The sequence below is a fragment of the Soehngenia saccharolytica DSM 12858 genome, from assembly GCF_059568515.1.
In genome coordinates this window covers 1-15,581 of record NZ_JCANTN010000017.1, presented here as the reverse complement: position 1 = coordinate 15,581, position 15,581 = coordinate 1, and the positions used below count along the sequence as shown (strand labels likewise).

Sequence of the window (15,581 nt, the reverse complement as noted above, 5' to 3'; positions counted from 1 at the left end):
ACATTTTCAGTGTTTTAGGAAGCATTTTATTTTATAGAAATTTGCTCTTTAAGTTTTCCCAATACATATCTTTACTGAAATTCAATTTTGATATGGTTTTTTTTGACATTGTTAGATCAACTGTAACGATGTCATTATATTTATATTCAAATCCATCATTGATGACAAGTATAGAATTCATATATCTTCGCTCAGGTTTTATTTCTATGACAGAATCACCTGGAATTATTGCACTATTAGGTAAACTTCTGTAAGCATTAGAGATAATTGGTGCAAGAGGAGTTATTTGGAGTGCTTTTATACTTGGATATACAATACTTCCACCGACTGAGTAATTATAAGCAGTGCTGCCTACAGGTGTTGAGATAATTAAACCATCACCGCTAAACTTTTCAAGATGATTATTGTCAATCGAAACATCAAGATGAATTATCTTAGAACGTATTCCTTTTATTACAATCTCATTAATAGCTGTTTGATAATAACACTTCTCAGTCGTACAAATAGAAGCATTTACAAGATATATCTTATCTACAGTGTAATCATTGTTGATGTACCTTTGTATAAATGTATCTATTTTTTCTGGTACTATTTCTTGAAAAAAGCCTAAGTGTCCAGTATTTATACCAACAAAAGGGATACTTGGGAATCTATGATTATGGACAGATCTTAAGAAAGCGCCGTCACCACCGATACAAATATTTAATTCCGCATTTTCATTATAATCAATAGATGGTTTAAAACCATAGAATTTTAGTTTTTCAATCAACAGTTCAGAAGTCTTAATCGATTCATAATTTTTATTCGAGAGTATGTTTACTATTCTTTCATTCAAAGCTATCCCGCCCTTTATTTTTTTACATAAACTTGCTATAATGATTGTAACATATTTAATATTATTTATAAATATTAGTTAGGAGTAAGTGATGCTTTCAAATAGTAATCAAATAACATTTATAAACAAAGAAAACGAAATGGAAATAAAAGATTTTTTGTTAAGAAACTATATATCAAATAGACTCTATAGAAATTTGTATCAAAATAAGAGAATATATATCAATGGTAAACCATTAACCAAGGATTTTATTGTAAAACAAAATGATGTTGTAACTATTGTCTTTGATGATGAGATATCTGATATAGAACCACAAAAAATGGATTTAGATATAGTTTACGAAGATGAGGATTTAATTGTAGTAAATAAGCCTCCGTTTATTTTAGTTCATCCAACTAAAAATTATCCCGATAATACTTTATCTAATGGTATTGCCTTCTACTTTAAACAAAATAATCTAAAAAGAAAAATTCGCATTGTCAATAGATTAGATCGCGATACATCTGGATTAGTCATATTCGCTAAAAATCAATTTGCACATCAGCAAATGGCTTTGCAATTAGAAGATGGCAGATTAGAAAAATATTATTATGCAATAGTACAAGGAATAGTCGGATCTGATGAAGGGACAATTGAACAGCCAATAGCTCAGAAGCTTGATAGTTACGGACGAGAAACAAGAGAAGATGGTGATTATGCAAAAACTTATTATAAAGTGTTAGAAAGATTAGATGATATCACTCTATTAAAAGTAAAGACATTTACAGGTAGAACTCATCAGATTAGAGTTCATCTGGATTTTATAGGTCACCCAATAATTGGAGATACGTTGTATCATCAGAAAAATGCTTTTATAAATAGACAGGCTCTACATGCTAGCAGCTTAATATTTTATCAAATCAGGACAAAAAATAAAATTAAAATAGGTACTGAACTTCCAGATGACATGAAATTATTATTAAAGCAGTATAAATCGGTTTTTATTGAAAATTAGGAATAAAAGTATTATAATAAAACTAAAGATGAGATTTTAAATTAAAAATCTGCAGTGTGCGTTATTCTTATATAATTCAACCGACATATTTTATATGGGAACCCGATTGTTTGCTGTTTGATAACAAGCCTAGTAAGCTAGGTAGTTAGAAAACATCAACAGGGTACCCACCTGCAGCAGTGCGGGTGTGAATTAATAAAGAAGACGGCACTGCGGATTTTTATTATTATATGTTTACAGGGTATTTCTTTCGTTGTTTATAATAATATATATGCTTAAATCCCAAATTTTTTAATGTTTTTTCTGCAGTTTTATATTCATATCCAACATATTCGCAAACGTGTGAATCTGATCCAAAGGTTATTATTTCTCCTCCATATTTTCTATACAAACTCAATATTGAAGGCTTTGGATGAACAAATTCTAGATTATACCTTAAAGAAGCAGAATTGATCTCCAATCCTTTGTTATTTTGTATTAGCACATTCAATATTTTACTTATCTTATCATTTATTATGTTAGAATTGTCGTAAATATCTTGGATATTGAAATACCTATCAATGAAATCTATGTGCCCTAGAGTATCATAGTTATTGAAATTTGTAACACACTCTAACATTTGATCATAATATTTTTCAACTAGTAAATGCGAGTCAGCATTTTCAGAATTCCAACTATTAAAGATATCTTTGCCTTCAATAGAATGAATAGACATAATTACGAAATCAAAAGGATAATTATTAATAAATTCATCATATCTATTGTATAGATTTGGTTGTATGCCTATTTCTACGCCTATTAGTATTTCCAAGTCATTTTTATATTTGTGTTTAAATTTTCTTAAATCTCTAAAATAATCATCTGGCCTAAACATAATGTCAGCACCATCAATTGATGATTCAAAGTCAACGTGATCTGTGATGCATATATACTTTAAATTTCTTTCAATAGCCTTTTTTGCGATATTGTCAAGGGACTCTTTAGAATCAACTGAGAAATCGCTATGTATATGAAAATCAAGCATATGAATCCTCCTCATTTTTATTACATAATAATTTTACACTATAGTTGTTAAAAATACAAACAATATGATATCATATGATTATCAGTCAAATACATAAGTTTGATTATATAGCGTTCAAATGGGTATCAATTATTTAGAAATTCTAAAGGAGGTAAAATAAATGAAATTGAATAAGATTATTGAAGAAAAGAAAAAACAAGTAGAAAGAGAAAAAAAGAAAGAAACAGCTAAAAATATTGCTGTTGGTACAGCTATTGGAACTGCGCTTGGTGCCGTTGCTGGCTTGTTATTTGCACCAAAATCTGGAAAGGAAACAAGAGAGGATATAGCAAATACAAGTAAGGAAGTAGTTGAAAATGTTAAGGAAAAAGTAGAGGAAGGAATTGATTTGACTAAAGAGAAATACGAGAAAATAAAATCAAGTCTTCAAAAGAATGTAGAAGAAACAAAAGATAAAATAGAAGAAGAGAAAACTAAAGTAGAAAAGAAAGCAGAAAAAATCAATGCTAAATCAGAAGAAATAAAGGAAGAAGTTAAGGAATCAGTAGATGATACTAAAGAAATTGTTGAAGAAAAGAAAAAGAATATAGAAAAGATAATAAAAGAATAAAGGGAGAGGATGGGTATGAATATTACTTTTACCCTAAGAGATCTTCTCCAGTTAATACTATTCTTGCTTGGGATAGGTGTCTTGGGATATATTATTGCAATACTAAACAAAGTATATAAGATAGTCAAAGATGCTACCAGTATAGTAGAATCAAATTCTAAAGAATTAGATTCAGCCCTTAAAAAATTACCTGAGATTACTGATAATGTTGAAAACATAACTCAAAAAGTAGATGAGATTATTTTTAATGTAAAAGATGATTTAACTGATGTAGTTAAAAATGTTAATGATATAACAAGTAAAGTCGATAACGTGACAAATGTAATTGATGGTACAACTAGAAAAATTGGTGATACTGTTGACGTCGTTGTAGATTCAATTGTCGATACTACTGTTGGTATATCGGACACTTTAAAAGATGTGACTTTATATGTTGAGATATTAAAAGAGATTCTTGATGTTATAAAATCTGTTTTTAAAAAATAACCATTTTTTGTCAGATGCTTCCAAAGTAAGCAATTAAATTATTACTTAAATTGCTTACTTGGAGGTTTTTTTAAATATTTTATTGCTAATTGTAAAAAAATTGATATACTAACAATATAAATTAAATACATTTTTTTCATATGCATATTAAGACAGGAGAATAATAATGGAAAGAATTAAGTTTATTATTAATCCATCATCAGGAAGACAATTAATGGATAGAAAAATAGATTCTTTAATAAAGAAATTGTTAAATGATGGATATGTTGTCGGGAAATACTATACTAAAGGGAAAGATGATGCAGTAAATGAAACAATGAGAACTTGTAAATCTGGATTTGACTTAATTGTAGTATGTGGAGGAGACGGAACAGTTAATGAGGTTGTAAAAGGCTTAATGCTTAGTGAAAAGAAAATTCCTTTTACAATAATCGCCAGTGGTACTGTAAACGATTTTGCTAAATATCTAAAATTGCCAAGGTCAATTACTGGAATTTATGAGTTAATAAGGCGAAAAAAAGTTATTTCCATAGACGTAGGACGGATAGCAGATAATTATTTTGTTAATGTTGCGGCTGGTGGTCTATTAACAAGCGTTGCACATACTGCTCAACCAGAAATAAAAGCAATTTTAGGAAGGACTGCTTATTATTTAGAAGGATTAAGGGAATTGATGATAGATAGATTAGAACCAATTAAGGTTGAAATTAAAACACCTGAATTTGTCTTGGAGGAGGATATATTGCTTTTTTTGATATCAAATAGTTCATCAATAGGAGGATTTAAAAAATTAGCACCTACAGCTGAAATAGTAGATGGGCTACTAGATGTTGTTATTATAAAAAAAGCTGAAATGGGAGAATTAGCTAATATATTCCTCAGTGTTTTTACAGGAGAACATGTAAAACACCCTAAAGTTATCTATTTTAAAACTGAAAGTATTGAAATAAATTCAGATAACAATGTAACCATTGATATAGATGGAGAATATGGCGGTAAATTACCAGCTAAATTTGATGTAATTCAAAATGCTGTAGAGATTTTAGTTTAATTAAGGAGGTTTGCAATTTGAAAAGTGATCATGTTGAAGCAATTGAGAAATATTTAAGGAAAATTGATTATATTGTAAGAAAAAACGGAAGAATGATTTTAAACGACTACAATTTGACAGCACCTCAGTTTACTGCTTTGCAAATTTTAATAAATTCAGGTGGAATGACTATTAGCGAACTAAGCCAAAAAATGGATCTTGCATGTAGTACTATAACTGATTTAATTGATAGAATGGAAAAAAGTGAATTAGTAAAGAGAACACGTGATGAAAAAGACAAAAGGGTTGTGAGGGTGACCACTCTTGAAAAGGGCAATGAAGTATTAAATAAAGTTATGGAGAGAAGAGTACAATTCTTAGACAATAAACTTGAAGATTTAAGTATTGAAGAAAAAGAGAATTTGATGAATGCATTAGAGAAATTATATAAAAGCATGAGTGAAGAACTAAATTAAGGCTTATGAAGGAGTTTTCCTATGTATTTAATAAATGATTATCGTATTTTAGAAAAATATAAGAGAGATAGGAATGATGAAGCATACATTGCTGAATCTCTTCGGTTCAATGATAATCTAAAATTTATCAAGATTAAAAACAAACATATAGATAAATCATTAATAGATGACTATATAGTTAATTTTCCTAAATACATTAGTATAAATCACAAGAACTTATTAAAAACTTATGAATTTGATGTGGTTAAGACTATTGATCTTAAATCAATAAACGCACCATTGTATTTAATATCATCTGAATATTGCAATTGGCAGCGACTATCAAAATTGGAAGTATTAGACATAAATGATTATGCAAAAATAATTATAAAAGTATTGGAAATCGTAGATTTCTTACACTTTAGAGGCTTTTCTATAAAAATACTAAATCCTGAGATGATTTTTATATCTGATGAATTTGAGGTAAAACTGTTAAATATATCAAGCATTATTGAACTGCAATATAATTTCAATAGATATGAAGATTACTTCGAATATATTGCACCTGAAGTTTTTTCAAATAAATATAAAGCAGATTCAATGTCTGATAACTATTCGCTGGGCTACTTAATTAAAAATTACTTACTCTACTTAATGAAAGATAATTATGAGCACTATCAAGTGTTAAAAAATTATGTTGATAAATTAACAAACTCTAATCCTCAATATAGAGATATTTCTTTATTGGAGTTAATAAACAATATAAAATCTATATTTAATATTGATTATGTAATTGATTATAAAAGAGAGAGAGGATATCTTAATTTTGATAGCACAATAGTTGGTTTGGAAAGTTATTTAGAAATGTATCATAATATTGATGCTGGTTTAAAAGACAACATTTTAAAAGAAAAATCAATTATTTATAGCGGTAAAAAGGGAACTGGAAAGAGCATTTTATTAAATGAATGGGTTAGGTTGGCTAAACTTAATTTGAGAGATTCTATTTATTTTGATTTTTCAAGTTATGATCCATTAAACAACAATTTAAATGATTTCATGTTCAAAATGCTTGATTCTCAAAATATATTATATGATTTTTCAAATAAAAATAATATTTTAACAATTTCAACGGATAAGGGATTAGATACATATAATTTAGGAAAATCAAATGAGAGACATAATCTATTTTCTACTTTAGTAGAATTCATCATCAAACGTTATAAAAACAAAATACTATATTTTGTAATAAATGATTTAGACAATGTTGGAAAAGAAACTTTGGAACTAATAGACTTCCTACTTGTCAGATTCAAGGAACAAAGAGTGTTTTTTGTGTTTTCATCTTGCGAATCAACTACATTTGCAGATTTTAACACTTATGTTGACTACTGGATAGAAAATAAATTTATGATTAAATATCAACTAAATAATTTGGATAAAGAAAATACAGAAAAATTCGTTCAAAAAATACTTGGAATGGGATATCCCCCATATACTTTTGCTGAAAAAATATATAAGGAATCTAAAGGAAATCCTAGGTATATTGAAATTTTATTGAGGTATTTATATGATTCAAATATCATCTATATGAATAATACTGGAAACTGGACACTAAGAATTGACGATTATGATGATCTAATATTTCCTAAAAATGTTGAAGAAAGGTTTAAAACTGTTTTAGATAGCCTATCTGAAGAAGAGTTGAATTTGTTATCTTTAATCTCTTGTGTTGATGGGAATATATATAACGATTATTTATTTGCAGTAAACGATGATTTAAATAAAATAAACGAAATTCTAGAATCATTATTAAAAAAGAGAATATTATATCTAGTAAAAAGTGACAATATAGAATTGATAGAGTTCATTGATGAAGAGTTAAAGTGGGCATTATATGCTGCTTTGGATCAAGATAAAAAGAATGAATATCATCAAAGAATTGCTAATTTAATAGTAAACAAAAAAAATAGCGGTAAAAACTATAATTTTTTGGAGTTAATGTATCAACTGAGTGCATCATCTCAATTTGATTTACTAATCAATTTTGTTTGTGAAAAAAGAAAAGAAGAAAATAATAAATATTCTGATTCATTCATAAAGATATTAGAGTTATGCTATTCAATGATTCAAAACAAAAATGTGATTAAAGAATTAGAAATTTTAGTTGCTCTTGCTGATATTTATAATATTAGAGGGGAATATAAAGAATCTAAAAAAATAATTGATCAGATAAACAACTCATTGTATTTATCAAAAGCTATGTCAGTAGGCACTTCTGCTATTTTGAAGATACTTCTACTAGAAATATATATAAGAACTGATAAATCCCATATGGCAACAATATTATTTGAAGATATTGAATCACATTTAGATAAAATAGATGACAATAACTTAATTAGATATTACTATATAAAATCAGTGTATTTTATGGGTACTGGAGAAAACGAGGCTGCAAACAAAACTGTTAATTTTGCTATAGATGAAGCTATTAAAAGAAATGCAACATTGTATTTAGCAGACTTATACAATCTCAGAGGCATTTGCAAATATACTGAAGGTTATTCAATTGAAGCGATTGAAGACTATAACCGTAGTATTGAATATTTTAATAGCTCCGACAAACCTTTTGATGTAGTAAAACCACTCAATAATATTGCGAATGAATATGGCGATAATTATGGACGAACTGATATAGCAATAGAATATTATCTAAAGTGCATTGATATACTAAAGGAGTATAGATTAAACAATAAAATTGGTAATTTTATGAATAACTTAGCTGAATCATATATTACAACTAGAGACTATGAAAAAGCTGAACATTACTTAAGTGAAGCTCTTAAAATATGTCAACATACTAAAGAAAGAAGCTTATTATTTTATGTGATGATAAATACTGGATTTGTAATGCTTTATACAAAGCAATTTAAGAAGGCATACGAGATTTATGAAGATTTAAGAGAAATGAATAAAGCACAACCAATTTTAGATAAAGAAATATTGGTCAATTACTCAGAATTTTTATCTCTTTTTTATTATGAATTTGGTGATTTAAAGCTGGCGATTAAGTTTTGTGATATAGCAATGCGAAGATCTAAAAATTCAAGTTTAAAGATATTTTCTAGGGCAAAAGTAAGGAAATTCTATTTAGATATTATAGTAAATAGAAAATTCGATAAATTATCTGCATTAAATATAATTGAAGAATTTTCAACAAAAGCGAACAAATACGATCAAGCCGATTTTTTTCTTAAAACTGCATCTTTTGCATTGCATTTTGATGAATTCGATTTTTTCAATGAACTATTAGCTTATTACAAAGATATTGATCAAATAAATGTAACTAATAAGTTTTACTACGACTATTCGATATTAAAAAAATTTGGAAGCATGAATTCTATAAATCAATCAGAGATATTAACCCTAATAATTGAGAATAAGAATAAGCTTGTATTGCCTACAATAATTTACTATATGTTTGTTGCAAAATTCTCATATACATTAAAGGATCATTTTACTTTATTAAAGTCTTCATTATTTATGCTAGATTTTTTATCTAAAGCAACCGAAGGATTAGAAAATAATGATTTAAAACAGCTTATATACAAGCGTTACAATCGAAATGAAATAATAGAATCAATAAGAGCAGTTTTTAAGAATGAATTTAGCATAGAATTAGATCATTATTCGATGCAACTGAATGATAATGATCTGAACAGATTTGTAAATGATTTACCTAATGATATATTTAACAAGATTTTTTACAATGGCGAGTCCATGAAGAAATTTACATCGGTAGAATTATTATTGTCATTTTTTACAGACAAGAACGATAACAACTTATCACTTATCATGAAATATATTTCAGCAATAACTAATACAGAAAAAGTTTTTGTGAAAATATTAGCCAACGATGATACAGAAGAGGATGAATATTTATCTTATGACACAAAAATAAGCATAGATAAATCAAATGGCATAATAGAAAATTATGTTTTACAAGGCAATGAAGTAATTTATAATAAAAATTTAGGCATAAATACAGAGGCAACATATGAACAGTATATAGAAAATAACATACAAGCTCTAATTTCAATTCCATTGTTTGATGGACTATCAGAACAATTTATAAAATATGAGAAAAGAAAATCTGCCAAAATTCAGCAAAAGAAAATATTGGGGTATCTATATATCGAATCTAGAAGCAAACTTAATAGGATTGATTTTACTAGATATTCGACTATTAAAGGCATTTCAAATATTTTGTATCTTAACATACAAAATCAAAAACTATTCAATAAAACAAATATTGATATATTAACCAAGGCTTACACAAGAGAAAAAGTAATGGAATTAGCTGATAAACTAATAAGAGAATATAACGATACAAATATGGAATTTGCTTTACTCATGGTAGATATAGACAAATTTAAAAATATAAATGACACATATGGGCATCAATTTGGTGATGAAGTCTTAAAAAAAATAGTAGACATTTCCAAGAAAAATGTTAGAGATACTGATATAATTGGAAGGTACGGTGGTGAAGAATTCCTAATTTTACTTCAGGACGTAGATCCACGTAGTGCCTTTAGAGTCGCTGAAAAGTTGAGAAAGTCTATTGAAGAGTATGTTTATACTAAAAATGACATTTCTGTTACAATTAGCATTGGAATAGCTCATTTTCCTACTAATGGGTATTTGCTAGATGATTTGATTTTTAAATCTGATCAAGCTCTATATTTTGCCAAAGAAGTAAAAGGGAGGAATTCTGTTGTTATTTGGAATGAAGAAATGGTAGAAATAAAGGATTTTAAAAATTACAATCTGGAACTTAATGCTGAAAGTTTGCTTCAAGATTTTGAAAGTGTTGTCAATATGATTGAAATATCTAAACTATATAAAACCAATTTAAGTATAGAAGAAAAAATATCAATATATTTAACTAAATTAATATTAGGAACAGATGCAGATTACGCTTCTTTAGTTTTATTTAAAGATGATGATATAAAAAAATATGCTAAGTATAAAGAAAACAATAATGCAGAAAGAAATCTTGCAATTGACGAAGAAATAGTTAATAGGGTAAGATTAAATAAAATGCCTGAATGTTTTATTGACTGGAATAAAGATTACGCAAATAATATAAAATTTGATAAAAAAATATATTCAATACTATCCGTGCCAATAATCATAAAAGATGAAGTTAAAGCAGTAGCATATCTTGAAACATCTTTAAAAAACAAAGAATTTGGTGAGCAAGATATATATTATGTGGACTTAATAAGCGGGATTTTCTCTGGGAATATATTGATAAATTAAATATGAAATGAGGTGGGTAAATGGCTGTCACAATAAAAGATGTTGCCAAAAAAGCTGGGGTGTCAATTTCAACTGTTTCAAGGGTAATTAACGAGTCTAAGCCTGTAAGCCCTGAAGCAAGGAGAAAGGTTATAAAAGCAATTGATGAACTAGGATATAGACCAAATGAAATAGCAAGAAGCCTCGTCACAAAAAAATCTAACATAATTGGCGTTATTGTTGACGATATTGGGAGTTCATATGTTGCGCAAATAGTCAGAGGGATAGAGGAATTAGGACATATGTATAATTATGACATCCTACTATGCAGCACCTATGGTGATAAAGAAGCAGAAGAGAAATTTACCCAACTATTATTGCAAAAGCAAGTTGCTGCTATTATATTATTATCAGAAATATACAATGAAGATGTTATTTCCTATTTGAAATTTGCTACAATTCCATTTGTATATTTAAATAAATATTATAATGTCCTAGAAAGTCATACCGTGAGGATAAATAATTATTTAGCAAGCAAAAAAGTGATGGATTATTTAATTGAATGTGGTCATAAAAGCATTGCTTATGTAACGCAAGAAAAAGATATAGAGCTAACTATAGAAAAGCATAAATTACAAGCATATAAAGATGCTATGAAGAATTTAAATCAGCCAGAAAACATATATAAAATAGACGGCCACACAGTATCAATTGGATATGAATTTGGGGAAAAAATTGAGAATGACATAAAAGAGAAAAAGATAACAGCAGTTTTTTGCTGTGATGACGAGATAGCTATAGGTCTAATTAATTATTGTTATGATCATGATATTAATGTTCCAGATTCTATATCTATTGTTGGTTATGGCAATATCTCAATCGCATCATATATAAGACCAAAGCTTACAACAATAATGGAGCCATATTATGATATTGGCGCTGTTTCAGTAAGGAAATTATCAAAAATACTCAGCAATGAAGATTCGGAAGAAGAAACAATTGAATTACCTGTACAACTAATAGTTAGGGACTCTGTTAAAGATTTGAATATTGAAATTAACAATAAATAAGCTAAAAAAGCTGGGATTTATATGAAAAAGGATAAAATAAAAACTAGTAAAAACACCACATTATTTAATGTGGTGTTTTTACTAGCTTTATTATATTAATATATTAAATTAAAAGGAGGATTTTGAAAGTGATTGTTATTGATGGGAATAGCTTGAATTTAGAATCATTTATTAGAGTTGTTAAATATGGTGAAGAAATAAAGTTATCACAAATAGCAACTGAAAAAGTAATTAAATCTAGACAATATGTTGAAGAAATAGTCAATAATGAAAAAGTAGTGTATGGTATAACAACTGGCTTTGGGAAATTTAGCGATGTATTAATAAGTAATGATGAAACAATGGATTTACAAAGGAATTTGATTATTAGTCATTCTTGTGGAGTTGGGAATCCTCTGAGTGAGGAAGCTGTTAGAGGCATAATGTTGCTTAGAGTTAATGCTCTTTCTAAAGGATATTCTGGTATAAGAATTGAAACATTAAATACTCTTGTCGAAATGTTAAATAAAGGAGTTCATCCGATTATTCCTGAAAAGGGATCTTTAGGCGCAAGTGGAGATTTAGCACCATTAGCTCACATGGTTCTAGTAATGATTGGAGAAGGTGAAGCAATTTATAAAGGCTGTAGAATGTCTGGTTTGGAGGCAATGAACAAAGCTAATATTGATATCGTAAAACTTCAAGCTAAAGAAGGGTTAGCTCTTATAAATGGGACTCAAGTAATGACATCGATAGGATCTATTGCACTCTTTGAGGCGTTAAATATATTGAAATTAGCGGATATATCATGTGCTTTGACTACTGAAGCATTAAATGGTATCACTGATGCTTTTGATTTAAAAATACAAAAAGTTAGAGGACATGATGGACAAATAAAGACTGCGATGAATTTATTGAGAATACTCGAAAACAGCAAGATGACCACTAGACAAGGTGATTTAAGAGTACAAGATCCGTATTCTATTCGATGTGTACCACAAGTACATGGAGCTTCGAAAGATGCTTTCAATTACGTGAAAAATGTATTAGAGACAGAAATGAATGCTGCCACAGACAATCCATTAATATTTGCTGATGAAGACGAAGTGTTTTCCGGAGGGAATTTTCATGGGCAACCAGTTGCTTTAGCTATGGATTTTCTTGGCATTGCTTTATCTGAAATAGCCAATATATCTGAGAGGAGATTAGAGAGGCTTGTAAACCCATCATTGAATAGTGGACTTCCTCCATTTCTAACTACTAATGGTGGAGTGAATTCTGGATTCATGATTGTTCAATATGCAGCTGCAGCACTAGTTTCTGAAAACAAAGTTTTAGCACACCCAGCAAGTGTCGATTCAATTCCATCTTCAGGAAACCAAGAAGATCATGTATCAATGGGAACAATTGCTGCAAGAAAAGCATTTGAGATATCTCAAAATGTAAGAAAAGTATTAGCCATGGAAATACTAACCGCATGTCAAGCAATTGATTTAAGAGGCAATAAAGGATTAGGGAAAGGGACAAGTATCGCTTATAGCATAATTAGAAATAGTATCCCTAAATTAGGAAATGACAGAATAATGTATAATGATATAAATAAAGTTGAAGAAATTATTTCTAATGGCACTTTATTAAAAGAAATTGAGAATAATGTTATAATAGATATATAGCATTAAATTTAGTTTATTCAGAAATGAGATGTTGCCATGTCTAAAAAGAACATAATCTTAATTGACCCACAAGAAGTATTTATCTGTGGGTTAATTAAGATATTAGAAGAAAAAGAAAATATTAATATTTTAGATTATACTTATAGATATGATAAAGTTTCAGCAATATTAGATAAAGATGCAGACTTCTATTTAATATGCCCAGAGTTTCAAGAAGATAATGAAAACGGCATCATCAGAATGGCAATTGATAAAAATATAAATCATTCAACTATTTTTATGATTAATGAACTATCAGCGACTCATAATTTTTACATAGAAAATAAAATATTCAAAGGTTATATCCATAAAAAATCTAATAGGTCAATATATTTAGACATGATTGACAGCATTTTTAAAAATGAATTTTATATTGACCCCTCATTAACAATTATACTAAGTCAAAATAATTCTAACAATGAATATATTGATGATATAAAAAAAGTGTATCACCTTACAAATAGAGAGTATGAAATATTCTTTTTACTTTCCAAGGGCTATTCTAATATTGAAATAGCAGATAGACTATGTATAAGTGAGAAAACAGTAAGGAATAATTTAACATCTGTATACAAAAAATTAGGCATAAATAGTAGGACAGAAGCTATAATTTTTTCCCAAAAAATCAACGAAAAATAGATTTTTCTAGTAAAAAATCAATAAATTTATTGCTTAAAGGGCTAAGAGTCCTTATTTTATGATATGCTAAATAAAAATATCGTTCTAAACATAAGTTATTTATTTTGTGCATTCTATAGGTTTTATTCAAGTTATTGTCAATTTCATATTTAGAAATAAATCCTAAACCTAATCCGCATTCAACGAATTTTTTTATAGTTTCATTGTCTTCTAAATATGCTATAACAGATAATGAATCAAAGCTATATGACTTCGAAGATAGAGCGTTTTCAATAATATCTCTCGTTCCAGAACCCTTTTCTCGAATTATGAAATTATAGTTGACTATATCACTTAAATTCAAGAAAGGGGAATTGATCTCGTAGGAAGCTGGCGATATTAGAACCAGTTCATCTTTCATTAACGGTACAAAGTTAATGTTTGGCATGTCATATTCAGTTCCAACTATACCAAAGTCATAGTAGCCATCAATGATATTATCTATTACTTTCTTTGAATCTAATTCACTAATTCTATATTTTACATCTTTATATTGTAAATTAAACTCACTTATCACTTTCGGTAGAAAGTGTTTTCTAGGTACGCTACTACAAGTAATATCTAATGTGCCAACAATAGAATTATTGTATTCATCTATTACAAATTTTAAATTATCATATGTGTTTATAATCTCAATAGCTTTATCATAAAATATTTGTCCAGCTTGAGTTAAAGTTATGTTTTTACCCATTCTATCAAATAGTTTGCACCCTAATTCTTCTTCTAAATTTAAAATTTGGCTACTCACTGTAGGTTGGGTTAGAAATAATTTTTGTGCTGCTTTTGAAAAACTTTTTAGCTTAGCGACCTCTATAAAGGTTCTTAATTGTCTAAAGTCCATTTAATCATCTCACTTACATAGATATTTTCATATGAATTATATCAATTAAAAGAAATAATATCCAGTCATAAAACTATATTAAATTATCTACAAGACTATTGACATAGAAAAGCAAAAATTGTATCATAACTAATGTTAGCATCTACTGATTAACTGGTTTAACTAATTTAAAAAAACTTTAAAAAAACCATTGACAACTAAAAATCAGTTTGGTATACTAACAAAGTCGCCAAGAGAGCGGCAACGAACCAAGAAAACTAAACAGTGTGAAACTTTGAATAAACTACAAAGTTAATTTTAAAAAAATAAGAAGTAATTGAGCTAAATCAAACTATTAAATGAGAGTTTGATCCTGGCTCAGGACGAACGCTGGCGGCGTGCCTAACACATGCAAGTCGAGCGAAGTATATTTAAGTGAAGTTTTCGGACAGAACTTAAATATATCTTAGCGGCGGACGGGTGAGTAACGCGTGAGCAACCTGCCTTTCACAAAGGGATAGCCTCGGGAAACTGGGATTAATACCATATGAAACTTAACTTTCGCATGAAAGATAAGTCAAAGC

12 protein-coding genes, 1 rRNA gene and 1 other RNA gene are annotated in these 15,581 nt (G+C 28.2%); 11 read left to right on the top strand and 3 right to left on the bottom strand.

Annotation, left to right across the window (positions count from 1 at the left end; all coding sequences use genetic code 11):
* Positions 1 to 31: 31 nt before the first annotated feature.
* Positions 32 to 835, bottom strand: a complete 804-nt coding sequence (locus BO51_RS05995) for an NAD(+)/NADH kinase (RefSeq protein WP_496484908.1) — start codon at positions 833 to 835, stop codon at positions 32 to 34.
* 91 nt (positions 836 to 926) lie between these two features.
* Between BO51_RS05995 and BO51_RS05990 the strand changes: the two genes are divergently transcribed.
* Together BO51_RS05990 and ssrS are read left to right on the top strand one after the other, a co-directional pair.
* Complete coding sequence (locus tag BO51_RS05990; protein WP_496484906.1) at positions 927 to 1,829, top strand: RluA family pseudouridine synthase; 903 nt, start codon at positions 927 to 929, stop codon at positions 1,827 to 1,829.
* Positions 1,830 to 1,872: 43 nt separating this feature from the next.
* Positions 1,873 to 2,052, top strand: a non-coding RNA gene (gene ssrS / locus BO51_RS05985) — 6S RNA.
* Positions 2,053 to 2,055: 3 nt separating this feature from the next.
* Here ssrS and BO51_RS05980 read toward each other — a convergent pair.
* Entirely contained in the window at positions 2,056 to 2,853 is a 798-nt protein-coding gene (locus tag BO51_RS05980; protein ID WP_496484904.1) for a histidinol-phosphatase HisJ family protein, read from the bottom strand.
* A gap of 160 nt (positions 2,854 to 3,013) precedes the next feature.
* On the opposite strand from BO51_RS05980, the gene BO51_RS05975 reads away from it, so the two are divergent.
* The 8 genes from BO51_RS05975 to BO51_RS05940 all read left to right on the top strand — a co-directional run bounded on the left by BO51_RS05975 (position 3,014) and on the right by BO51_RS05940 (position 14,138).
* Positions 3,014 to 3,463 carry a YtxH domain-containing protein gene (locus BO51_RS05975; protein WP_496484902.1) on the top strand — a complete coding sequence of 150 codons (450 nt, stop codon included), beginning with the start codon at positions 3,014 to 3,016 and terminating at the stop codon, positions 3,461 to 3,463.
* A 15-nt stretch (positions 3,464 to 3,478) separates the two neighbouring features.
* Positions 3,479 to 3,949 (top strand): methyl-accepting chemotaxis protein, encoded by a 471-nt coding sequence (locus BO51_RS05970; protein WP_496484900.1) that lies wholly within the window; start codon positions 3,479 to 3,481, stop codon positions 3,947 to 3,949.
* 166 nt (positions 3,950 to 4,115) lie between these two features.
* Positions 4,116 to 5,000: a diacylglycerol/lipid kinase family protein gene (locus BO51_RS05965; RefSeq protein WP_496484899.1), complete on the top strand. Its 885-nt coding sequence runs from the start codon at positions 4,116 to 4,118 to the stop codon at positions 4,998 to 5,000.
* Positions 5,001 to 5,017: 17 nt separating this feature from the next.
* On the top strand, positions 5,018 to 5,455 hold the full coding sequence (locus BO51_RS05960; RefSeq protein ID WP_496484897.1) for a MarR family winged helix-turn-helix transcriptional regulator: 438 nt from the start codon (positions 5,018 to 5,020) through the stop codon (positions 5,453 to 5,455).
* Between the two features lie 21 nt (positions 5,456 to 5,476).
* A complete protein-coding gene (locus tag BO51_RS05955; protein WP_496484895.1) occupies positions 5,477 to 10,759 on the top strand; it encodes a diguanylate cyclase in 5,283 nt (1,760 codons plus the stop codon).
* 20 nt (positions 10,760 to 10,779) lie between these two features.
* The gene (locus BO51_RS05950) at positions 10,780 to 11,808 is read left to right on the top strand and encodes a LacI family DNA-binding transcriptional regulator (protein WP_496484893.1); all 1,029 of its coding nucleotides are present in this window, start codon (positions 10,780 to 10,782) and stop codon (positions 11,806 to 11,808) included.
* Between the two features lie 122 nt (positions 11,809 to 11,930).
* Positions 11,931 to 13,460: a histidine ammonia-lyase gene (hutH, locus tag BO51_RS05945; RefSeq protein ID WP_496484891.1), complete on the top strand. Its 1,530-nt coding sequence runs from the start codon at positions 11,931 to 11,933 to the stop codon at positions 13,458 to 13,460.
* A 36-nt stretch (positions 13,461 to 13,496) separates the two neighbouring features.
* Positions 13,497 to 14,138, top strand: a complete 642-nt coding sequence (locus tag BO51_RS05940; RefSeq protein WP_496484889.1) for a response regulator transcription factor — start codon at positions 13,497 to 13,499, stop codon at positions 14,136 to 14,138.
* On the opposite strand, the gene BO51_RS05935 is transcribed toward BO51_RS05940, so the two are convergent.
* Positions 14,125 to 15,018 carry a selenium metabolism-associated LysR family transcriptional regulator gene (locus BO51_RS05935; RefSeq protein WP_496484887.1) on the bottom strand — a complete coding sequence of 298 codons (894 nt, stop codon included), beginning with the start codon at positions 15,016 to 15,018 and terminating at the stop codon, positions 14,125 to 14,127. The two genes, BO51_RS05940 and BO51_RS05935, sit on opposite strands and share 14 nt — an antisense overlap.
* A gap of 334 nt (positions 15,019 to 15,352) precedes the next feature.
* Here BO51_RS05935 and BO51_RS05930 point away from each other — a divergent pair.
* Positions 15,353 to 15,581: ribosomal RNA gene (locus BO51_RS05930) — 16S ribosomal RNA — on the top strand; the annotation flags it as partial.